The 21,463-nt window shown below is 57.1% G+C and carries 19 protein-coding genes and 1 tRNA gene; 10 read left to right on the top strand and 10 right to left on the bottom strand.

The window, feature by feature from the left end:
- Positions 1 to 390: 390 nt before the first annotated feature.
- Positions 391 to 1,575 (top strand): N-acetylmuramoyl-L-alanine amidase, encoded by a 1,185-nt coding sequence (locus Q0U90_RS06620; RefSeq protein ID WP_297452781.1) that lies wholly within the window; start codon positions 391 to 393, stop codon positions 1,573 to 1,575.
- Positions 1,576 to 1,622: 47 nt separating this feature from the next.
- On the opposite strand, the gene Q0U90_RS06615 is transcribed toward Q0U90_RS06620, so the two are convergent.
- The 8 genes from Q0U90_RS06615 to rpmH all read right to left on the bottom strand — a co-directional run bounded on the left by Q0U90_RS06615 (position 1,623) and on the right by rpmH (position 8,230).
- Positions 1,623 to 2,591: a hypothetical protein gene (locus Q0U90_RS06615; protein ID WP_297452779.1), complete on the bottom strand. Its 969-nt coding sequence runs from the start codon at positions 2,589 to 2,591 to the stop codon at positions 1,623 to 1,625.
- Between the two features lie 11 nt (positions 2,592 to 2,602).
- A complete protein-coding gene (locus tag Q0U90_RS06610) occupies positions 2,603 to 3,886 on the bottom strand; it encodes a ParB/RepB/Spo0J family partition protein (protein ID WP_297452777.1) in 1,284 nt (427 codons plus the stop codon).
- Between the two features lie 21 nt (positions 3,887 to 3,907).
- Positions 3,908 to 4,864: a ParA family protein gene (locus tag Q0U90_RS06605; RefSeq protein ID WP_297452775.1), complete on the bottom strand. Its 957-nt coding sequence runs from the start codon at positions 4,862 to 4,864 to the stop codon at positions 3,908 to 3,910.
- A gap of 234 nt (positions 4,865 to 5,098) precedes the next feature.
- Positions 5,099 to 5,734 carry a 16S rRNA (guanine(527)-N(7))-methyltransferase RsmG gene (gene rsmG, locus Q0U90_RS06600; RefSeq protein WP_297452838.1) on the bottom strand — a complete coding sequence of 212 codons (636 nt, stop codon included), beginning with the start codon at positions 5,732 to 5,734 and terminating at the stop codon, positions 5,099 to 5,101.
- Between the two features lie 430 nt (positions 5,735 to 6,164).
- Entirely contained in the window at positions 6,165 to 7,313 is a 1,149-nt protein-coding gene (gene yidC / locus Q0U90_RS06595; RefSeq protein WP_297452773.1) for a membrane protein insertase YidC, read from the bottom strand.
- A gap of 86 nt (positions 7,314 to 7,399) precedes the next feature.
- Positions 7,400 to 7,732, bottom strand: coding sequence for a membrane protein insertion efficiency factor YidD (gene yidD, locus Q0U90_RS06590; protein WP_297452771.1), 333 nt, complete (start codon positions 7,730 to 7,732; stop codon positions 7,400 to 7,402).
- Positions 7,692 to 8,072, bottom strand: a complete 381-nt coding sequence (gene rnpA / locus Q0U90_RS06585; RefSeq protein ID WP_297452769.1) for a ribonuclease P protein component — start codon at positions 8,070 to 8,072, stop codon at positions 7,692 to 7,694. The genes yidD and rnpA overlap by 41 nt, the downstream gene beginning before the upstream one ends.
- Positions 8,073 to 8,092: 20 nt before the next feature.
- Positions 8,093 to 8,230 (bottom strand): 50S ribosomal protein L34, encoded by a 138-nt coding sequence (gene rpmH, locus Q0U90_RS06580; protein WP_005511646.1) that lies wholly within the window; start codon positions 8,228 to 8,230, stop codon positions 8,093 to 8,095.
- 694 nt (positions 8,231 to 8,924) lie between these two features.
- Between rpmH and dnaA the strand changes: the two genes are divergently transcribed.
- The 6 genes from dnaA to Q0U90_RS06550 all read left to right on the top strand — a co-directional run bounded on the left by dnaA (position 8,925) and on the right by Q0U90_RS06550 (position 17,463).
- Positions 8,925 to 10,661 carry a chromosomal replication initiator protein DnaA gene (dnaA, locus tag Q0U90_RS06575; protein WP_297452763.1) on the top strand — a complete coding sequence of 579 codons (1,737 nt, stop codon included), beginning with the start codon at positions 8,925 to 8,927 and terminating at the stop codon, positions 10,659 to 10,661.
- 452 nt (positions 10,662 to 11,113) lie between these two features.
- The gene (dnaN, locus tag Q0U90_RS06570; protein ID WP_297452761.1) at positions 11,114 to 12,304 is read left to right on the top strand and encodes a DNA polymerase III subunit beta; all 1,191 of its coding nucleotides are present in this window, start codon (positions 11,114 to 11,116) and stop codon (positions 12,302 to 12,304) included.
- A 9-nt stretch (positions 12,305 to 12,313) separates the two neighbouring features.
- Positions 12,314 to 13,519, top strand: coding sequence for a DNA replication/repair protein RecF (gene recF / locus Q0U90_RS06565; RefSeq protein ID WP_297452759.1), 1,206 nt, complete (start codon positions 12,314 to 12,316; stop codon positions 13,517 to 13,519).
- Entirely contained in the window at positions 13,506 to 14,156 is a 651-nt protein-coding gene (locus Q0U90_RS06560) for a DciA family protein (protein ID WP_297452757.1), read from the top strand. The genes recF and Q0U90_RS06560 overlap by 14 nt, the downstream gene beginning before the upstream one ends.
- A 264-nt stretch (positions 14,157 to 14,420) precedes the next feature.
- Complete coding sequence (gene gyrB / locus Q0U90_RS06555) at positions 14,421 to 16,460, top strand: DNA topoisomerase (ATP-hydrolyzing) subunit B (protein WP_297452754.1); 2,040 nt, start codon at positions 14,421 to 14,423, stop codon at positions 16,458 to 16,460.
- 82 nt (positions 16,461 to 16,542) lie between these two features.
- Positions 16,543 to 17,463 (top strand): alpha/beta fold hydrolase, encoded by a 921-nt coding sequence (locus tag Q0U90_RS06550; RefSeq protein ID WP_366516639.1) that lies wholly within the window; start codon positions 16,543 to 16,545, stop codon positions 17,461 to 17,463.
- Here the strand turns inward: Q0U90_RS06550 and Q0U90_RS06545 are convergent.
- Complete coding sequence (locus Q0U90_RS06545) at positions 17,460 to 17,798, bottom strand: hypothetical protein (RefSeq protein WP_297452753.1); 339 nt, start codon at positions 17,796 to 17,798, stop codon at positions 17,460 to 17,462. The two genes, Q0U90_RS06550 and Q0U90_RS06545, sit on opposite strands and share 4 nt — an antisense overlap.
- Positions 17,795 to 18,022, bottom strand: a complete 228-nt coding sequence (locus Q0U90_RS06540; RefSeq protein WP_297452751.1) for a CopG family transcriptional regulator — start codon at positions 18,020 to 18,022, stop codon at positions 17,795 to 17,797. Before Q0U90_RS06540 ends, Q0U90_RS06545 begins: the two co-directional genes overlap by 4 nt.
- A 155-nt stretch (positions 18,023 to 18,177) precedes the next feature.
- Between Q0U90_RS06540 and gyrA the strand changes: the two genes are divergently transcribed.
- The 3 genes from gyrA to Q0U90_RS06525 all read left to right on the top strand — a co-directional run bounded on the left by gyrA (position 18,178) and on the right by Q0U90_RS06525 (position 21,396).
- Complete coding sequence (gene gyrA / locus Q0U90_RS06535) at positions 18,178 to 20,781, top strand: DNA gyrase subunit A (protein ID WP_297452749.1); 2,604 nt, start codon at positions 18,178 to 18,180, stop codon at positions 20,779 to 20,781.
- Between the two features lie 4 nt (positions 20,782 to 20,785).
- The gene (locus Q0U90_RS06530; RefSeq protein WP_297452747.1) at positions 20,786 to 21,118 is read left to right on the top strand and encodes a DUF3566 domain-containing protein; all 333 of its coding nucleotides are present in this window, start codon (positions 20,786 to 20,788) and stop codon (positions 21,116 to 21,118) included.
- 204 nt (positions 21,119 to 21,322) lie between these two features.
- Positions 21,323 to 21,396, top strand: a tRNA-Ile gene (locus Q0U90_RS06525).
- Positions 21,397 to 21,463: the final 67 nt, after the last annotated feature.

The raw sequence follows: 21,463 nt of genomic DNA, 5'->3' as shown, positions 1-21,463 counted from the left end.
TAGAGGCGAAGTCACGCCGCGTCGGTGCACACCTCGTTACTTACGGTTCCGTCGGCGACACGCCATTAAAATGTGACTAAAGTTGCTTGTGTGATTTAGTGTTAACTCTTGGGTGTCGTCGTCGGGCTTTCCGACGCGCCCTCGTAACAATCAATTTTGCGCCGGCGACCTGGTACTCTAGCTTGAAAAGGCGAATTACGCCTTCCTTAATACTGCGGAGGGGCCACGTCACCGCGCCAAGTTGGAAAATGCTACTGAGAAAGGCCTCTGTGGGCGTTTGGGATTTCTTGATCGGAGTCCCATTTGACTCGAGGGCCAGTAGTACTGATTAAGCGCGGTGTGTCCCCGCAACGCCTTAGATGTGAGTGTGGAGTTCGGAAGGGAGTCTTCGTGCCAGAGTTTCTGAAGGTGGGCGATCGGTCACCTCGGGTCGCCGAGGTGCGATCCACCCTGGCCCGTCTAAGCCTTTTGCCGAACTGGAAGGGTTCGGCTGCGGAGGAAGAGTCCCCTCAGTGGTCTGGCGACGATGACCTCTTTGACGAGGAACTGCGCGACGCACTCCTGGCTTTCCAGCAATCTCGTGGCGTGTACGCCGACGGTATTATCCGGGACAATACTCTGCGCCTGCTGCGGGAGGCTTCCTACACACTAGGTACCCGCGTTCTTTCCTACGACCCACTGTCACAGATGACCGGCGAGGACGTGGGTGTCCTCCAGGCCACCTTGCAGGAACTCGGCTTCCACGACGCACGCGTCGATGGCCACTTTGGGCCGAAAACCGATGCCTCTGTACGCGAGTACCAACTCAACTACGGGCTCGAGCCCGACGGTATCTGCGGTCCAGTTACTCTCCGTGCGCTGAGTTATTTGGGCAGAAGGGTTACCGGCGGCTCAGTCAGTGCTTTTCACGAGAAGGAAGTACTCCGCTCGATGGGCCCGAAGCTCTCGGGCAAGCGCATTGTCATCGATCCCGGCCTTGGAGCAGAAGACCCCGGGATGCTGGTAGATGGCCCGTATGGCCAGATTTCTGAAGAAGAGATTCTTTGGGATTTGGCATCACGCATCGAAGGTCGTCTTGTCGCCGCAGGTGCGGAAACCATTTTGTCTCGTCCTCGCACCGACAACCCGTCGATTGAGGATCGTGCTGAGATGGCAAATGCGTTCGGCGCTGACATTTTCATCTCTCTGCAGGCTGATCACTATCACAATGACCGTGCCAGCGGTGTTGCGACCTTCTACTTCGGTTCTATGAAGGGTTCCAATTCGATTCTGGGTGAGCAGCTCTCCGGCCTTATCCAGCGCGAAATTGTCGCTCGTACGGGCCTGGTGGACTGCCGCTCGCACGCTCGCACCTGGGATCTCCTGCGTTTGACCAGGATGCCTACGGTGGAAGTAGTAGTTGGTTACCTGACCAACGAAAATGACGTGGCACTCCTGTCCTCACCCGATCAGCGCGACATCATCGCCGAATCTATTGTCGTTGCGGTCAAACGCCTATATCTCGGCGAGGAGGAGCAGCAGCCGATGACCGGTGCGTACAGCTTTGCTCAACTTATTGAGGAAGAAAAGGACTAAGTTCTCACTCCTTACTCCTCACTCAAGTGCCTGAACAAACAGTCAACTCAGATACTGAACAAGTTCGAGCGCATAAATGGCTCTTTTGCGCTTAAATCCAGCGCACGGCCCACCTCTTCGTCCCAGTCGAGTTCCGCATCCAGCTCAATACGTAGTTTCGGATGAATCGGGTGCGGTGTCACTACCCGAAACCCTGAGTTAAGTAGCGTCCGCGTGCGAATCACGTCACCTGCGTTGTGGTTAACGGCCGCTAGGGAGTCAGAAATACAGGGCTTCGGGTTTAGTTTCTCTTCGAGTTGCGCCTCAAAGTCAGCAATTAGATTCTCCGCACCGTCGTCAGGCGAGTCCGATGATGGCATCGGCGCCGACATAGAATCCGTTGTGCCACTACAACCAAAGGCCTCCACCGCCGAAATCCCGCGTAGCGCGAGCCTGTGCAGTGCAGTCACAATGAGCACGCGGAGCATGTCATCGTCGACTTCTAAAGCGTTGTAGTGCAAACTCGTCAGCGCAATTGCGTCCGGTGAGATTGGTCCGGATGGCATGGAAAATGTCGTCGGGCAAAAACGTGGGGGAGCGAAGAGCAGCGTGCCGACGGTCTCAGGTTGCCCATCGAAATGCGTTGCCGAGGTCTTTCTTCGGAGCGAATACCCGCAGGGGCCCCAGGAAAGGTAGACGGTGTTGAGCCATGCCTCCTTCTCGAGGCGTACCTGAGCGGCTAAATCGGGGCTTAAATCGCGATTTAGGGAGGTTTTAGACGGTCCGTCGATGTCGGTAGGGGATTGATCATTCGGAGGCCTCAAATGGGCGTCGGATGCATTATCCCCGCCCTGTGGATTCCCGCCCATTGGGCTGGTATGCGAATCGGTTGTCCGCGGATCATGCGAGAAGTGGGGTAGGGCAGTAGAGGTATGAATACTTTCCATGCCCTGTTCCCAAAATAGACTCAACATCGTCTCCGGGTAGATGGCATCGATGTCGGCCAGTGAAATTTTCTCGATGAATACGTCTGTCACGATATACGCGCTTATTCTTCGTTGAGATGCATCAGGGACATGATGCGATCAAAGTCTTCAAGGTTTCCGAATTCGATCACAATCTTGCCTTTACGCTTGCCCATCTGAGCGGTCACCTTCGTATCGAAAGAGTTCGACAGTCGATCAGCCCAGTTGTGGAGGACCTCCGGTTGCGGAGTTGGCTCGCGGTGTTGCTTCTTCGGTTGCTCGCCAGCGTTTAGCAATGTGACGGCTTCTTCAGTTGCACGAACCGAGAGGCCTTCAGCGACAATGCGCTCTGCAAGCCGCTGCTGCGCCTCCTTGCCCGCCTTGATACCAAGCAAGGCACGCGCGTGACCTGCCGACAAGACACCCACCGCTACTCGACGCTGCACTTCCACCGGCAGCTGCAGAAGTCGAATCATGTTGGTGATAACGGGTCGTGAACGACCAATACGATCGGCAAGCTCGGCCTGGGTAACACCAAATTCCTCCAGCAGCTGTTGGTATGCTGCAGCCTCTTCAAGAGGATTGAGCTGAACACGATGGATATTCTCCAACAGGGCGTCGCGGAGCATATCCTGGTTTGGCGTGTCACGCACAATCGAAGGGATTGTGTCGATTCCAGCTCGCTGAGAAGCTCGCCAACGACGCTCACCCATAATGATTTCAAACTCAGGCTGCGGTGCATTTGGGTCTTCCTTGCGTGCCGCATCTAGCGCCGCACCGCGACTATCTTCAGTGATGGGCCGGACGATGATTGGCTGCAAAAGACCAAATTCGCGAATGGAATGCGCTAACTCATTCAGCGGCTCCTCGTCGAAGACCTCTCGGGGCTGCTTCGGGTTCGGCGTAATGAGCTTTACGTCAATTTCTCGATAAGTAGCGCCGAATTCAGCTGCGGCCGCGTCTAAATCAGCTCCCTCTGTGTCAGCATTGACAATTGAAGTGGGAGCCTGGCTAGAAATTGTTTCACGTGAAACATTATCGGCTTCTCCCTTTTTGCCTTTAGAATTAACGTCACTGTGACGTTTCGCAGCTTCATTGTCATTAGCATTGCGCTGCGTATTTTTCAGGAATTTTTCGGACTTTTGGGTTTTATCGGATATGGCTTGAGAACCAGTCACAGCCGCACCCGTTACTCCGCTAGAGTCACTGCTTCCTGATTGCGGCGACCCTTGAGTACGACGGGGGCCAAAAATAATATCCGCAGCACTCTCACCAACAGATGGGTTTGCCGCTGGAGCAGTTGGGATCAAGGCGGCGATACCGCGGCCAAGTCCTCCCTTGCGGTTCTCCTTCTTCTGATTCGACATCGCTTACTACTCCTAGTGGCTCTAGTTTGTCTCGCTGGAATTTAACGGGGTAGGGGAGGGGGTTGGCTTCTGACCAATAGCGCTTCCGGCCGGAACTGAGGAATAGTCACCTCGAGTTGCCAGCTCCTTTGCGGCATCCAGGTAAGCAACCGCGCCACGGGAACCTGGATCGTAGGAGATAACAGTTTGCGAGTAGCCTGGTGCCTCCGAAACCTTTACGGACCGTGGAATGAGATTACGGAGGACAACCTCACCGAAGTAGTTACGCACCTCATTTGCAACCTCTTCCGAAAGCTTGGTACGACCATCAAACATGGTGAGCAGTACAGCGGAAATGTGTAGCTCCGGGTTGAGGTGCTGACGAATCATCTGCACATTATTCATCAGCTGAGTCACGCCCTCCAGAGCATAGAACTCACACTGAATCGGTATCAGCACCTCATTGGCTGCGGTCATCGAATTCAGCGTTAGAAGGCCAAGCGATGGTGGACAGTCGATGATGAGAAAATCAAAGCCATTATCAATGAGGTACTGATCTGGGACGGCATCGAGAAGTCGACGTTCACGGTTGAGAAGTGAGACCAACTCAATCTCGGACCCGGCCAAGTCCAATGTCGCTGGCACGCAGAAAAGGTTCTCTGATTCCGGCGAACGCTGAATGACGTCATCAATCTGCAGCTCACCGATAAGCAACTCGTAAGTCGACGGAGTACCCGAAACATGTTCAATACCCAGAGCCGTCGATGCATTACCCTGTGGGTCGTTATCAATCACCAGAACCTTAAGCCCATGTCGAGCTAAGGCCGATGCGATGTTAACCGCAGAGGTGGTCTTACCGACCCCGCCCTTCTGGTTAGCGATAGTGATTCGACGCGGTCGTTCAGGTCGCGGAAGCGATAGCCTATTCGGGGCCTTAACTTGCGCTGCTCGCTGAGCTGCCGCAGCGATGGGTGTATCTTGCCAGGATTTCCGGCTCATTAACTATTCCCCTTACAAGCACAGCAATCACCAATCATGGCCACTGGAGTGCGGATAAAAACTCAAAAGCTGAAGATTGCGGGATTGTTTCACGTGAAACACCCACTTTAATCGGCAGGATTATTCCTTGCCGGGATACTCATCCCACTTTAGCCCGTCGACGCTATGGGCCTCAACGCCTAAACTCAGACGGACGCAGCGCTGACAATCAAGGCAGGGTAGTGGGGTCCTAAATTACTTCTTTTGGATAATCACAGCATACGTCGGGGTGTCTAGTACTGAAGCCCCCACCTCTACAACAAGAGGATTAATTCCCTTTGCTTTAGTGATGAGTTTCGCGTCGCGGTCAATCTCCTCCTGAGCGGTTCCGCCCTTCAACGCAACCATCGCGCCACCGGACTTCACCAGTGGCAGTGACCATCCAGCCAGCTTTCCGAGCGGAGCTACCGCACGAGAGGTTACGACATCTACCTGTCCAACTTCTGCCCGCACCAACTTTTCTTCTGCTCGACCGCGAACAACCGTGACGTTATCTAAACCGAAGTCGGTTACAACTTCATTCAAAAAGGTTGTGCGACGGAGCAAAGGTTCCACCAGTACAACCTTCAGGTCCGGCCGCGCCAGCGCCAGGGGAATTCCCGGCAATCCTGCACCCGATCCGATATCGGCAACGGTGAGCCCCTTACCAATCGCCTCCCCAACAACCGCAGAATTAATAATGTGCCGATCCCACAACTTCGGAGTCTCACGCGGACCAATCAAGCCGCGTACGGTCGCCTCTTCGGCCAACCATGCGTGGTAACGACGCGCTAGGTCCGCCTTGTCTCCAAAAACACGATTAATGACCGCATTCACCTCTACGTCATTCACCTTTGCGGAATCCGTTTGCTTACCGACGTTCCCCGAGTTGCTACTCACCAGTTTCACTAACCTTTCTTGCGCAATGGGGCAGAAGTACCCTCACACTGTCAAGCTTCTCTCAATACTCCTAGTGTACGGCAGCGGCTCTGCGATGTTTCACGTGAAACATTAACCGCATGAAAGCGTGAAACCCCAATCATCCTCAGCGCAAAATAACAATCATGTAATAACAGTGGTTGGATTTAATGTCTGGTTCTTTAGCCCCTTGCCCATTCGGGAAAGCCGGACAAAATTGCCCATCAAAGATGACACCAGGAATAGGTTGTTAAGAGAGTAGATTGACACCTCGGCAACTAAGACAAAAAATCGCCCCACACGCGTCGTGTGGGGCGATTTCAAAAGTATTCAGTTGTGTAGACGAAGCACTATGCTGCTTTAGCTATTTTTTCTTACGCTTCCGATTTTTCCGATTCGCTGGCTTCTGTCCCGGCGCCGGTTTAGAAGCCGGCCCCTGCTGTCCCTTGCCCGAGTTGCCGTCTGGCAGGTGATCGGAAGCCTTGTTGCCGTCAACGTTCTCACCGGACTGTGCCTGCTGAAAATTCTGACCGGCCTTACGCTTGCCGCCCTTCTTCGGGTTAATTGGCTTCTGACCAACCTTCGGAGCCAGCTTCTCCTGTGCCTCGCGCTTAGCAGCCTTCTTAGCCGCGACAGCTTCCTTCTCTTCCTCATCCAGCTTGCCGAAAATGTAGCGCTGCTGGAAGTAGGTCCACACGTTGTTAGTCACCATGTAAACCAGAAGACCAATGTGCCAGAACGCACCCGTGACAAGAATCATGATTGGGAAGAACCAAAGCATCATCTTGTTCATCATGTCCATCTGCTGACCCATGGGGCCTTCCTGGCGCTTGACCAGACCAGCTTCCTGGCGAGCACGCGTGCGCTCAACCGACATGCGAGCGTTAAAGTGCGTTGCCAGTGCGGAAATAATAATCAGTGGAATGGCAACGACCATGATGTCCATGCGGGTGAAGTCCGCCGGCGTACCAGGCACTGTGAAGGCTGCGTACTGATCTTCACCCATACCGACCGAACTGGACAGCGGGGCGTTGAACACACGAGCCAGAAGGAACGACCGAACCTCGTCCACACCGAAGATGTAGTTAGGGGTGTTCCAGTTCTGTTCCACCGACATGCCGAGCGCGTTACCGGATGTACCCGTGCGGTTAAATGAACGCAGCACGTGGAACAGGCCAATGAAGACTGGCATCTGGACCAACACTGGCAGACAGCCGCCCAGCGGGTTGACACCCATTTCCTTCTGCAGCTGACGCATAGCGAGCGCCTGCGCCTGCTGGTCGTTCTTGTACTTCTCCTTGATGGCCTGCATCTCAGGAGCGAGTTGCTGCATCTTGATGGCAGAACGCTGCTGGTTCATCATCGGCTTGAACAGCAGGATACGGATGGTGACCACAAGCAGAATAATGGACAACACCCACGAGATACCCGAGGAGGGATCAAATAGGAAACCTGAGGCCTTATGCCAGAACCACAGGATGGCCGAAATCGGCCAATACACAAAATTGAGCACGGTCTAGGATCACTCCGTTCTTTAAGGGACAGCGCACATGCGCGTTCGTCTACAAAGCCCTGTCAAAAGCTCAGCATTACTAGAGGTTACCTGTGCATTCGCTTCAACCACGAACCCAGGCCGGGGAATGTGGAAGGAACTGGGTCCCAGCCACCCGGATGCCAAGGCGCACATCGAAAGATACGCAACAAAGTCAGCCACAGCCCACGGATGGCTCCGAAGCGTCGTACGGCCTCAAGACCATAAGCGGAGCAGGTCGGTTCAAAGCGACAGGTGCTCGTAGGCTTCAGGTTGGAGATGCGACGACGGTAGAAAAGAATCGCCCTCTCGGCCACACGGGCACCGGGGCCGTGGGCGAGGGGGCCGTCGTCAAGCGAATTAGCGCCGGCGTTCGTAGGCGGCGAGTGCCGATTGCACATCGTGGGACAGCTCCTGGCTGGTGGCTGTGGCAGATGCCGGCAGCGCGCGAACGACAATGTCCATGGTGGACGGTAGCTCCTGTGCAGCCTCAGCCATGATGTGGCGGAGTTTGCGAGAGACTGCGTGACGAGTCACGGCGTTGCCCACAGCTTTAGATACAACAAGACCGACACGTGGACCACCAAACCTGGCAATCTGCGTATCGGTCTTGTTTTCACCGCCGGGATTAGCGGTATCACGAATATGCAAGACCAAAGTCTTGCGTCCGATTCGGCGTCCACGTCGCACGGTGACCGTGAAGTCACGCGAGGAACGCAGCTTATTGCTCTGGGGGAGCACCGAAATCGGTGTCCTCTTAATTAAGCGGACAGGCGGGCACGGCCCTTGCTGCGGCGTGCTGCCACAACGGCGCGACCGGAACGGGTACGCATACGGGTACGGAAGCCGTGCACGCGTGCACGACGGCGGTTATTCGGCTGGAACGTCCGCTTCGACACGGTTGACACTCCTTGAAACTCAAACGACCACGAGTCCGCGCTGAGCGCACCACAGTAAACCCCTCGCTTCGAGTGCGAGGCAGCGATGCACCTGACGCATTCCCGTGATGCACGGAAAATTTACTTGCCGACAGGTTGAAAGCTACAAGCGTTCTGTCGGGTCCAAGCATGAGCTCGGACTCATATCTCAATGGATATGAAACACCCAGATAGGGTACGTCGAATCGAGCGCGGAATTCAAATCAACACGCCGCATTTACCTGGAGAATCATTTTCCAAGTTTTCTGGCAGTACCGATGTTGACCTGTGGAAATACTAGCTTGTACACCGCAATCCACAGGGGATTGAACCGATGAGCTGTGGATAACTTCCACACCACGAATCACAACGAGCAGGGGAAATAGCGCGTTTACCTAGGTAAACGCAGACTAGGGGGTCATTTTTCATTGTGGGCAAACTGTGGATAAGCTGTTAATCAATTAGCGACAACGTTTATCCACAGGTGTGGACAAACATGTGGAAGTCCTGCTCGGGGCGTATACCGCCTTGTGTAGAAATACCCCACAGGGCGAATTACAAGAAATAGCCCCCAAATGGGAATACATGGCACTTTTTCCACGCCAAAAACACTCCACAAAACGAGTCGCCTCGATAAATTTTGATGAACGTAAACATGTAAAAGGACATCTACACAGTGAGCGAACAACCAGAAATGCCAGGCGGACTCTGGGAGCAGGTAGTTTCCATCCTGACTTCACCAGAAGGTGCGCCGGAGTTGGGTATTGCACCGCTCCGCCCGCCGCACAAGGCGCTGCTGCGATCGGTAACGCACACTGGTGACTTTCCGGGCTTTTTCCTCCTCAGCACCCAATCACCGGTTGTCCAGGCACTAGTAAAAGAAGAGCTCAAGGGCATTATTGAAACCGTTCTCACATCGCTAACGGGCGAAGAGCTGGAAACGGTCATCACTGTTGCCGATCCCGCCGATGATGCTGATGAGGGCCAGGCGGCAGAAGCTGTCCAACCATCCGGACAGCAGTCTCCGCAGCACTCCGGACAGGTCTCATCTGCAACTTCACGTCCACCGCAAGCTCAGCGCCAGCAGCAACAACCGCAACAGCAGTCTGGCCGTAATTACCCGTTCCCCAATGCCGGTGCGAACGATTTCAATATCCCTGAGCAGCACCAGGGATCGGCGCAGACGCACCAGTCAAACGTGCGCAGTCAGCAGGGTGCCCAGACACAGCATCGTCCCATGGACGCCGTCGATTCCATGGCGCAGGGACTTTCTCACTCATCGGCCGAGAATCCAATGACGATTGCTGATCAGCGCCAGGTCACAAGCCCTTTCCGCTCTGAGAGCCACGGCACTCCAACCGAGATGAGCACGCCATTCGAGGAGCCCACTCTCAACCCGAACTACACCTTCGAGACCTTTGTTATCGGTCCGCAGAACAAGTTCGCCGCCGCTGCCGCCGTCGCTGTAGCGGAGTCCCCAGGGCGCACCTACAACCCGCTGTTTATCTCCGGCGGTTCAGGCCTCGGTAAGACGCATCTGCTCCACGGCATTGGTCACTACGCCAAGCATTTGTACCCTAACCTGCGCGTTCGTTACGTTTCCTCGGAAGAGTTCACCAACGACTTCATTAATTCCGTGCGTGACGACGCCCAGGAATCCTTCAAGCGTCGCTACCGCGATTTGGACATGCTCATCATCGATGACATCCAGTTTTTGGAGGGCAAGGAAGGCACCCAGGAAGAGTTCTTCCATACGTTCAATGCTCTGCACCAGTCCAACCACCAGATTGTGCTGTCGTCGGACCGTCCGCCTCGGGAGCTCAAGACCCTGGAAGATCGCCTTCGCACCCGTTTCCAATGGGGCCTCAACCCGGACCTGCAGTACCCAGACCTGGAAACTCGAATCGCCATTTTGTCGAAGAAGGCACAGCTGTCTGACCTGGTAGTTCCGCATGATGTGCTCCAGTACATCGCAGAGAATACTTCATCTTCTATTCGTGAGCTCGAGGGGCGTCTGCTACAGATTAGCGCTCATGCATCGATGATTCATGAGCCTGTGACCTTGAAGTTTGCGCAGGAGATTCTCGGCGCTGACGAGATTGAGGTGCAGATTACCCCGGAGATCATCATCTCCACCACAGCTGAGTACTTCGACCTCACAGTTGCGGATCTGGTGGGCCCAGGCAAGACTCGGCCAGTTGCCCATGCCCGCCAAATTGCGATGTACCTGACGAGGTCCTTCACTGAGCTTTCGCTGCCGTCGATTGGGCGAGAGTTCGGAAATCGTGACCACTCGACGGTTTTGCACGCTGAACGCAAGATTGTTAAGGAAATCCAGGAAAAGAAACCCTCAAAGGACCAGGTCAACGACCTGACCACGCGCATTCGGGATCGAGCTCGCGGGACGGCCTAACACCGCGGGCTCGGAGTGCGGAATTCTTGTTATTAACTGCGGTTTTTCCGTGCACAGAGCTGTGGACAACTAGCAAATTTTGTGGATAAAAATTGGAGTCCGACCATTGTCCACAGACACCCCAAGTTATCCACAGCTAGACACACTGGTTATCCACAGTCTGAAACCCCTGAAGACCAGCGGGAATCATGTAATTTCACAATGTGCACACCCCCTATTACTCCTCCCGACTTTAAAAATCTCTAGAAACTCCTAGATAAAAGGGGGCCTGCGCACAACCTCGCTACTCATAATCTCAGTCGGACTACAGGATTCTCAGTGAGCTCTGTGGCAGTCTGCAGTAGAGTTGTACGATGGAATCTTTGTAACTCCAGTCTTGTGCGCTGACATCGCACACTGGGGGCAGCACAAAAGACGGCCAATAACAGACATCCAATACCGGTGGAGGAACGATGGAGCAGACCGAAGTCCGTATTCGCGCGGCCAAGGACGATCTCGCGGGTGCGGTGAGCTGGGTTGCTCGTAACCTGCCTGCACGTCCGACTCAGCCGATTCTGCGCGGCATGATTTTCCTTGCTGATGACAACGGTCTACAGCTCGCTGGCTACGACTACGAGGTCTCCACTCAGATTCGTATTAGCGCTGAGGTCGATGAGCCCGGTCGCTTCGCCGTCAACGGCAAGTTGGTTTCTGACATTGTCTCTAAGCTGCCGAATAAGCAGGTAGAGATGCACTTTGATGGCACTAAGGTCATCGTTCGCTGTGGTTCTTCCCGCTTCGAACTACCGAGCCTGACGCTGGAGGACTACCCGCAGCTGCCAGAAGCTCCGGCAGCTACCGGTACTGTCGATGCTTCGCTGTTGGCCGAGGCCATTGGCCAGGTCGCCATCGCAGCAGGCAAGGATGAGTCGCTGCCGATGCTGACTGGTATCCGGATGGAGACCGAGGGCAACGAGGTCACCCTCGCGGCTACCGACCGTTTCCGCCTGGCGGTTCGCAGCTTCGAGTGGGAGCAAATCCCGTCAGGAGAGACCAAGCTGCTCATCCCGGCCAAAACCTTCGCGGAGACTGCCCGCACGCTTGACACCAGCTCCAGCGAGCCGGTGACCTTGGCATTCGGCGATGGCTCCGATGACCGCGAGGTCGGATCGGAAGGTCTGCTGGCGATTCTCGCCGATCCGCGTCGCACCACCACGCGACTGCTGGACGCCGAGTTCCCGAAGTTCCGTCCGCTGCTGCCGAAGCAGCATTCCTCCATGGCTGTTGCCCGTGTTGACCAGCTGCAGGATGCCATCCGCCGTGTGTCCCTGATGGCAGATCACGGTGCGCAGATTCGCATGGACTTCTCCGACGGCCAGGTTGTCCTCTCCGCTCACGGCGACGAGGTCGGCCATGCGGAAGAGACCGTGGCCTGCAACTTCTACGGTGAGCCGCTGCTGATTGCGTTCAACCCGCAGTACCTGCTGGAGGGGCTCAGCGCTGTTCGCTCCCACCGCGTTCTGCTGGGCTTCACGCAGCCGTCGCGTCCTGCGATTCTCATTCCGGAGCCGGAGGAAATTCCGGAGCTCGGGGAGGACGGTTACTTCCCAACGCCGGAGACCGACTTCACTTACCTGCTGATGCCCGTGCGCCTGCCGGGCTAGTCTTCGGCTATGCACATTCGGTATTTATCCTTGCGCGACTTCCGCTCCTGGCCGGAGTTGGAAGTCGAGTTCGCGCCTGGAATTACCGTTTTTACCGGGCAAAATGGCTACGGCAAGACCAATATTGTCGAGGCCGTTGGGTACCTCTCCACGCTCGGTTCGCATCGAGTTTCTACGGATGCTCCGTTGGTCCGCTCGGGTAGCCCGTCGGCACGCATTTCTGCGACGGCGGTCAACGATGGCCGCGAGCTGACGGCGCATCTGCTTATCAATCCGCACCGCGCGAATCAGGCGCAGATTAATCGCACGCGGCTGAAGTCCCCGCGGGAGCTGCTGGGAATCGTCAAGTCGGTCTTTTTCTCACCAGAGGATCTCACGCTGGTCAAGGGCGAGCCCGCCGCGCGCCGCCGCTACATCGACGATTTGCTCGCTTTACGACGTCCCCTGTCCGCCGGTATCCGCATTCAATACGACAAAATCTTGCGTCAGAAGAATGCGTTGTTGAAGTCGGCGAGCTCGACGCTGCGACGTGGCTATTCTTCCTCGGAGGGGCAGGCAGCACTGAGCACGCTGGATACCTGGGATGCGCAATTAGCCCAGGTGGGAGCGGCGTTAATGGCTGCGCGCATGGACTTGATCGCCGAGCTTTCCGAGCATGTCAGCCAGGCCTATGCCACACTCGCGCCGCATTCGCGCCCGGCCAGAATCGCCTATGCGCCGAAGGTCGACAGTGTCGATGGCGGCCCACTGCCCAGCGAACCGGAGCTGCTAGAGGCACTGTTGCTGACGAAGATGGCCGAGCGCCGCACCGCGGAGATTGAGCGCGGTTCCTGCCTCGTCGGTCCGCACCGCGATGATCTCGACCTCATTCTCGGCACCGATCCCGCTAAGGGCTTTGCCAGCCACGGCGAAACTTGGTCTTTTGCGCTCGCGTTGCGTCTCGGCGCGTACTTTTTGCTCCGCGCCGATGGTCCCGATCCCGTCTTAGTGCTTGACGACGTGTTTGCGGAACTCGACCGGCATCGTCGAGAAGCCCTCATGGACATTGCGCAGCAGGCCGAGCAGGTACTGATTACCTCGGCGGTCGGGGAGGAGCTGCCACGAGCACTGGTGCAGGATTCGTCGGTGACTCATCACACGGTGACGGTGACGCAGACCGAGCAGGGTCGGATTTCGCTTTTGGATGAGGATGGTCGAGAAAATGGAGCCGGATAACTCACCGGAAGAGGAAAACGACCTGGTCAGCGAAGCTTTCTTCCGCATGCGTGCTGCCGCTAAAGAGGGTGGGCACAAGTTGCCGAATCTCCAGCGGCCGCCGAGGAAGAAGGGCTCGTGGGCTGGTCTCGACTCCCGTGTGCCTGTGAAGGCCGCGGAGGGGATTGTTGCGGACGTCGATAAGCAGCGGGCAGCGCAGGCAGTGGTGCGGGACCGCGCCGGCACGGTGATTTCGCCGAGTCTATTGAAGGAGTCGGGGATTCGGCTGTACCGGAAATATGATCGTCGACCTGCGCCGATTGGTGCGGTGCTGAATAAGGCCGTGGTTGATCGCGGTTGGCAGATTCACATCGCCCACGGTGTGATTATGACGGAGTGGGATTCGATGGTCGGCAAGGTTGTTGCGGAACACTCCCAGGTCAAGGAGTTCAAGGACGGCACTTTGGTGGTCGAGTGCCAGTCGACGGCATGGGCAACTCAGCTGAGGTTGGCGCAGCGGCAGGTGTTGAAGTCGATTGCGGAGCGCGTCGGCGATGGTGTAGTCGAGGAGATCAAAGTACTGGGCCCGAAGGCGCCGAGTTGGCGCAAGGGCAAACTGCACATTGAGGGCCGAGGTCCGCGCGATACTTACGGGTAAAGGTCGGTAAAAGGTCTACGAATAATCGTCGATATGCGTAAAACTGCGAAATTTGCTCCTTTGAGCGCATCAGCTCTATCCACTGTAGGGGACTACGTTGGGGTAAGATAGGCAGGAGAATATCGGCAGGCGGTTCTTGGGACGCTATCGACACCTACCTAGCCAAAGTGGTTAGTACTGATAGCGCTAAGCCGCCGGCCTATTTTTCGCGCGCTGACGAATGTGGCGCGGGGAGAGAACCAAGAATAGGAGACGCGCCGAACCGTGGCTGCTACCGAACATCAATATGACGCCTCATCGATTACGATCCTCGAGGGCCTCGAGGCCGTGCGTAAACGACCGGGTATGTACATTGGCTCGACTGGTGAGCGTGGCCTGCACCACCTGGTGTGGGAAGTTGTAGATAACTCCGTCGATGAGGCTATGGCGGGTTACGCCACCGATGTTGAGGTCACCCTGCTGGAAGACGGCGCTGTAGAGGTCCGCGATAACGGCCGTGGTATTCCGGTGGAAATGCACCCGTCGGGCATGCCGACGGTGCAGGTGGTTATGACTCAGCTGCACGCCGGCGGCAAGTTTGACTCGGAGTCCTACGCCGTTTCCGGCGGTCTGCACGGTGTGGGTATTTCGGTGGTCAACGCGCTGTCGACACGAATGGAAACCGAGGTCATCCGTGATGGCTACACCTGGTACCAGAACTTCGACCACGCAGTTCCGGAAGAAATTATCCGCGGTAAGAAGACTCGCGGTTCGGGTACCACGCAGCGTTTCTGGCCGGACCCGGAGATTTTTGAGACCACCGATTTCAAGTTCGACACCATTGCTCGCCGTCTGCGCGAGATGGCGTTTTTGAACAAGGGCCTGACCATCACGTTGGTGGACAAGCGCGTCTCCGAGGAGGAGCTCGAGGCCGAGGCTCTGGCGGAGCAGGCGGAGACCGAATCTGCTGAGGTCGCCAAGGATGCGGCCACTGCCGAGCAGGAAAAGGCCGAGAAGACCACGAAGCCGAAGGAGCGCCGCAAGGTCTTCCACTACCCGAATGGTCTGCGCGATTATGTCGAGTCTCTGAACAAGTCGAAGAACATCATCCACCCGACCATCATTTCCTTCGATGCTGCAGGTGAGGGCCACGAGGTCGAGATTGCAATGCAGTGGAACTCGGGCTACTCCGAGTCGGTGCACACCTTCGCCAACACCATTAACACCATCGAGGGCGGTACGCACGAAGAGGGTTTTCGTTCTGCGCTGACGTCGCTGATGAACCGTTATGCGCGTGAGCACCGCCTGCTGAAGGAGAAGGAGAATAACCTCTCCGGTGAGGACTGCCGTGAAGGGCTTGCCGCCGTCATTTCGGTGAAGGTCGCCGACCCGCAGTTCGAGGGCCAGACGAAGACCAAGCTGGGTAACACCGAGGTGCGTTCCTTCGTTCAGCGTATGACCAATGAGCACATCGGCCACTGGCTGGAGGCCAATCCGGCTGAGGCCAAGGCCATTGTCAACAAGGCCATCGCGTCGGCGCATGCTCGTCAGGCGGCTCGTAAGGCCCGCGACCTGGTGCGTCGTAAGTCCGCAACGGATCTCGGTGGTCTGCCGGGTAAGTTGGCTGACTGTCGTTCGAAGGACCCGAAGCAGTCCGAGCTGTTCATCGTGGAGGGTGACTCCGCAGGTGGTTCCGCAAAGGCGGGTCGAAACTCGCTGTTCCAGGCTATTTTGCCGCTGCGCGGTAAGATTCTGAACGTCGAAAAGGCGCGCCTGGATAAGACCCTGAAGAATAACGAGGTCCAGGCCATTATTACGGCGCTGGGCACCGGTATTCACGACGAGTTCGACATCGAGAAGCTGCGCTACCACAAGATTGTGCTGATGGCCGACGCCGACGTCGACGGTCAACACATTGCTACGCTGCTGCTGACACTGCTGTTCCGCCTGATGCGCCCGCTGATTGATGAGGGACACGTCTACCTCGCTCAGCCGCCGCTGTACAAGCTCAAGTGGGCAAAGGGCGAGCCGGGCTACGCCTACTCCGATGCCGAGCGCGATCAGCTGCTGGAAGAGGGCCTGGCTGCCAACCGCAAGATCAACAAGGACGACGGCGTCCAACGCTACAAGGGTCTCGGTGAGATGAACGCCGCAGAGCTGTGGGATACCACCATGGATCCGGATCACCGCGTACTGCGACAAGTTGCGCTCGAGGATGCGCAGAAGGCTGACGAACTATTCACCATTCTGATGGGCGATGACGTTGCTTCACGACGTTCGTTCATCACCCGTAATGCGAAGGATGTTCGCTTCCTTGACGTCTAAACCGGTACCTGGTTTGTAGTCTGGTTTTTCGGCTTGTCGGTTCCCCTGACAAAACCTCTGTTCAACCATTAATGTTTATGAAATGGAAGATACGCGAGGAAGCATGGTCAACGGGGAACCACCGGTCGAGCCACGTATTGTGCAGGAGACATTGCCCGATGGCTCCGTGACCCCGATGGCGCTTCGGACTCCCGAAGGTACGCCTCGGGGCATTGTCGTTATTTGGCCGGGCTTTGGCATGGGTGCTCGCTATTACCGGCCGATTGCTCAGGAGCTGCAGCGCCGTGGTTTTTGTGTCCTGACCTCAGAATTACGGGGCCAGGGCAATCAGACGGCGGTGGCCACCCGCCGCCATAATTGGGGCTACCAGGATCTTGCGTCGGTGGATTACCCGTTGGCAGTGGCTCGTGCCCGCAAGGAGTTTGACCATCTCGCTGCGGGGGAGGGACCAGGGGAGGGCACAGGAGAAAAGCTGCCCGTCTACCTGCTCTGTCATTCCATGGGCGGCCAGATTGCTTCGCTGTATCTGGCTCGACCGGAAGCGGACGTGGCCGGCGTGGTGATGGTTGGCTCCGGCACCCCGCACTACAAGTGTTTTACCGGCAATGAGTACAAACGCCTCCGTTACGGCGCACCGTTCATGCAGGTGGTGTCCCAGATTCTGGGTTATTGGCCAGCAGGTAGGTTTGATGTGGCCGGCTACGGTCGGCAGGCCCGTAACCATGTGGTGGAGTGGGCGCGGTTCTCGCGCACGGGTCTCTTGCGACCCCGGGGTGCGGACATCGACTATGCCGCTGAGATGCCGAAGGTGACCACTCCGGCACTGCTGCTGAACTGTGGTGGTGACCGTGACTGTCCGGAGGCTTCGGCGCAGGCGCTGGCGCGGATGTTGCCAAATTCGGCGAAGTACGAGTTCATTGAGCAGCGCTTGGGGCACAACCGTTGGGCGCGTGAGCCGCAGGCTGTGGTTAATCGTCTCGAGCGGTTTATTGAGGAAATTTAAATCCCGTCTTTGACCAGGTCCCAGCTCTCCGCGAATGACACCTCTTCGCCGTTGATTGTGAGGAGTATGTGCGCGAGCAAAGCGCCCAACGCGGTGTTGCCGGAACTCATTGGTTTCACGTGAAACGTTGCAAAAGCGACCGCCTGCGCTGCCGCGGAGAGTGTCGGAAAAGTTCGATGACCAGCGATGACACCCGCACTGGTGGCGGCAATGGTGCTGATTGCCCACGGCCGTACGAGGGTAGCGTCGGCCAATTCCGGCACATTGGTAACCAATTCTTCCATGGCCGCCAAAATTGCTGCGTCGCTGAGTGGCTGAATCTTCGGCGCTCTCATTCGAGTGATCCGCGGGGTCGTGGAGAGCTCAACTTTCGCAGCAGTGCCATGTCGGTATCAATCACGCTTGCTGTGATTTCCCGAGCCTGTCCTTGCTGAAGAACCCTCTCCGCGGCGGATTCAATCGCGCGGATGACGGCCTCGTGTTTGGATGCGCCCTCCATCTGTGCCAACAGCGCCAGGGCGGTGTCCTGTTCTTTCGTGAGCCTTAAGGTCATTGCCATTGGTGCACTCGCATCTCGCTCCCTCGCTTCTCGCTCCTCAAAAATCAGAGAAGTGATACCACAATGGTATCGAAAAGTTGCACACGACGTCGTAAAGCGTGTTCTAAAGCCCTGTAGAATGGATGCGAACCTCTTGTAAGTAAAGGAAGCAGTCATTGAGCGACGATAACAACAACGACGGCTCATCCTTCGGAAGTGGAGTATTGGGCCACCAAGTTCGCCCGATCGACATCAATGAAGAGATGCAGTCGAGCTATATCGACTACGCCATGAGCGTGATTGTTGGCCGTGCGCTGCCGGAGATCCGAGACGGTCTCAAGCCAGTGCACCGCCGCATTCTCTACGCCATGTTCGACAACGGCTACCGCCCGGAGCGCGGATATGTGAAGTCCGCAAAACCGGTCTCGGACACGATGGGTAACTACCACCCGCACGGCGACAGCGCTATTTACGACACCATGGTGCGCATGGCGCAGCCGTGGTCCATGCGCTATCCGCTTGTCGACGGTCAGGGTAACTTCGGCTCCCGCGGTGACGACGGCCCCGCAGCTATGCGTTACACGGAGGCCCGTCTGACGCCGTTGGCCATGGAAATGGTCCGCGACATTCGCGAAAACACCGTCGATTTCCAGCCGAACTACGACGGTCGTACGACAGAGCCAGTTATTCTGCCGTCGCGTGTCCCGCAGCTGCTGATGAACGGTTCCGGCGGTATTGCCGTCGGTATGGCCACCAACATCCCGCCGCACAACCTGCGTGAGGTGGCGGATGCCATCAACTGGTGCCTGGACAACCCGGAAGCGGATGAAAAGACCACGCTGGATGCGGTCATGGAGCGCATCAAGGGCCCGGATTTCCCAACTGCCGCCCAGATTGTCGGCGACAAGGGCATCAAGGAGGCCTACACCACCGGCCGCGGTTCAATCCGCATGCGCGGTGTGACCTCGATTGAGCAGGAGGGCACTCGTCAGTCGATTGTCATCACCGAGCTGCCGTACCAGGTCAACCCGGACCGCATGATCGCCAATATTGCGGATCAGGTCAAGGATGGGCGTCTGCAGGGCATCGCCTCGATTGATGACGAATCCGACCTGAAGTGGGGCATGCGTATCGTCGTCAAGCTCAAGCGCGACGCCGTGCCGCGTGTGGTGCTGAACAACCTGTACAAGCACTCCCAGCTGCAGACCAGCTTCGGTGCGAACATGCTCGCCATCGTCGACGGTGTGCCGCGTACGCTGCGCATTGACCAGATGGTGACGCTGTACGTCGCCCACCAGATCGAGGTCATTGTTCGACGGACCCAGTTCCGCCTGGACGAGAAGGAAAAGCGTGCCCATATCCTGCGCGGCCTGGTCAAGGCCCTGGATATGTTGGACGAGGTCATCGCCCTGATTCGCCGGTCTGCCACGGTCGATACCGCGCGTACCGGCCTGATGGGGCTGCTCGAGATTGACGAGATTCAGGCCGACGCCATCCTGGCGATGCAGCTGCGCCGTCTGGCTGCCCTGGAGCGCCAGAAGATTATCGACGAGTTGGCCGAGATCGAACTCGAGATTGCCGACCTGAAGGACATCCTGGCCAAGCCGGAGCGTCAGCGCGCCATCGTTAAGGAAGAGCTGGGCGAGGTAGTGGAGAAGTACGGCGATGACCGTCGTACCCAGATCGTGGCCGCTGAAGGCGACGTCACCGAAGAGGACCTCATCGCCCGCGAGAACGTGGTTGTGACCATCACTTCCACGGGCTACGCCAAGCGCACCAAGGTTGATGCCTACAAGGCACAGCGCCGTGGTGGCAAGGGCGTGCGCGGTGCGGACCTGAAGCAGGACGACATTGTCCGCCACTTCTTCGTCTGCTCCACGCACGACTGGATTCTGTTCTTCACCAATAAGGGGCGCGTCTACCGTCTCAAGGCCTACGAACTGCCGGAGGCCACTCGCGCCGCCCGCGGTCAGCATGTTGCCAACCTGCTGGAGTTCCAGCCGGAAGAGCGCATCGCCGAGGTGCTGCAGATTCAGAGCTACCAGGACAGTCCGTACCTGGTGCTGGCCACCAGCGAAGGCAAGGTCAAGAAGTCCCGCCTGGAGGACTACGAGTCCGCACGCTCCGCTGGCCTGATTGCCATCAACCTGCGCGAAGGCGACTCCCTGATTGGTGCTCGTCTGTGCTCTGCTGACGATGACCTGCTGCTCGTCTCCGAGCGCGGACAGGCCATCCGCTTCACGGCCTCCGACGACGCGCTGCGCCCGATGGGCCGCGCCACCGCTGGTGTCCAGGGCATGCGCTTCAAGGGCGATGACAAGCTGCTCAGCATGGTTGTGGTCGAGGAAGATCACAACCTGCTGGTCGCTACGACTGGTGGCTTCGGCAAGAAGACCAAGCTCAGCGAGTACACCCCGCAGAATCGCGGCGGTATGGGCGTCCTGACGCTGAAGTATGACCCGAAGCGTGGTCCGCTGATGGGCGCCCTGGTGGTCGACAACGACGACGAAATCTTCGCTGTCACCTCCGCTGGCGACATCATCCGCACCAACGTCAACGAGATTCGCGCTACCTCGCGTGCCACTAAGGGCGTGCGCCTGGTCAATCTCGCTGACGGTGTGGAGCTGCTGGCTATCGACCGCAACGTTGAGGATGAGGGCGAGGAGACCGCTTCCAAGGTCTCTGAGGCTGGAACCTTGGACGTAGTCCCGAAGCGCACCGGCACCACCAAGAGCACCGGTGCCGCTGAGTCCGGTGACTCGGAGGCGGAGAAGGAGTAAGCGCATGGCCGAAACTAACTTGGTAGTCGACAAGGTGAGCCCCTGGTCCGCCATGCGCATTACGGCGGCCACTGGCTTCATTGGCTTCCTCGTCTGGCTTGCCGCGGTCGGCCTGCTCTACCTTTTGCTCTCCGGGATGGGGCTGCTCGCCCCCATCAGTGAATTGATTGGCGGGGAGGACTCCATCGGCGCGGGTCTCGTGCTCGGCCTGGCAGCCGCTGTTGGCGCGCTGTGGTGGGTGCTGTCGATTGGGTTCATGGCCCTCGGTGCGGTCATCTACAACGCCTGCGGCGGTCTCGTTGGAGGTCTCAAGATCTCGCTTGCCGACGACAGCTAGGCTGCCTTGCCTCCTTATGGCCCCGGTGTCACCCCCGTTCGGTGGCCCCGGGGTCGCGTTGGTTCAGAGGTGTTTTTAAGTGAACTGGTCATGGAGTAGTTGTAATGACTACTTAATGACTGCTTTTTAGCTCAATATTTAGGCCTCTGACCAGGCGATTTGTGAAGTGTCATGGTTACGGGTTAAGTTATATCTCGTTCCACGGGGCCTATAGCTCAGGCGGTTAGAGCACTTCGCTGATAACGAAGGGGTCGGAGGTTCAAGTCCTCCTAGGCCCACTACCGAACAAGGTATAATTGCTCGGTGTATGGGGCTTTAGCTCAATTGGTAGAGCACTTGACTCTT

Origin of the sequence: uncultured Corynebacterium sp. (assembly GCF_946998835.1) — a bacterium.
In the GTDB taxonomy this organism is placed as follows: domain Bacteria; phylum Actinomycetota; class Actinomycetes; order Mycobacteriales; family Mycobacteriaceae; genus Corynebacterium.
This window is presented reverse-complemented; position numbering and strand designations above follow the sequence as displayed.

Bases quoted from the DNA above. Each gene is read 5' to 3' on its own strand.
- Q0U90_RS06610 (WP_297452777.1), bottom strand. From the start codon at position 3,886: ATGTCGAATCAGAAGAAGGAGAACCGCAAGGGAGGACTTGGCCGCGGT.
- Q0U90_RS06605 (WP_297452775.1), bottom strand. From the start codon at position 4,864: ATGAGCCGGAAATCCTGGCAAGATACACCCATCGCTGCGGCAGCTCAG.
- yidD (WP_297452771.1), bottom strand. From the start codon at position 7,732: ATGTGCAATCGGCACTCGCCGCCTACGAACGCCGGCGCTAATTCGCTT.
- dnaN (WP_297452761.1), top strand. From the start codon at position 11,114: ATGGAGCAGACCGAAGTCCGTATTCGCGCGGCCAAGGACGATCTCGCG.
- recF (WP_297452759.1), top strand. From the start codon at position 12,314: ATGCACATTCGGTATTTATCCTTGCGCGACTTCCGCTCCTGGCCGGAG.
- Q0U90_RS06560 (WP_297452757.1), top strand. From the start codon at position 13,506: ATGGAGCCGGATAACTCACCGGAAGAGGAAAACGACCTGGTCAGCGAA.
- Q0U90_RS06550 (WP_366516639.1), top strand. From the start codon at position 16,543: ATGGAAGATACGCGAGGAAGCATGGTCAACGGGGAACCACCGGTCGAG.
- Q0U90_RS06545 (WP_297452753.1), bottom strand. From the start codon at position 17,798: ATGAGAGCGCCGAAGATTCAGCCACTCAGCGACGCAGCAATTTTGGCG.
- Q0U90_RS06540 (WP_297452751.1), bottom strand. From the start codon at position 18,022: ATGGCAATGACCTTAAGGCTCACGAAAGAACAGGACACCGCCCTGGCG.
- Q0U90_RS06530 (WP_297452747.1), top strand. From the start codon at position 20,786: ATGGCCGAAACTAACTTGGTAGTCGACAAGGTGAGCCCCTGGTCCGCC.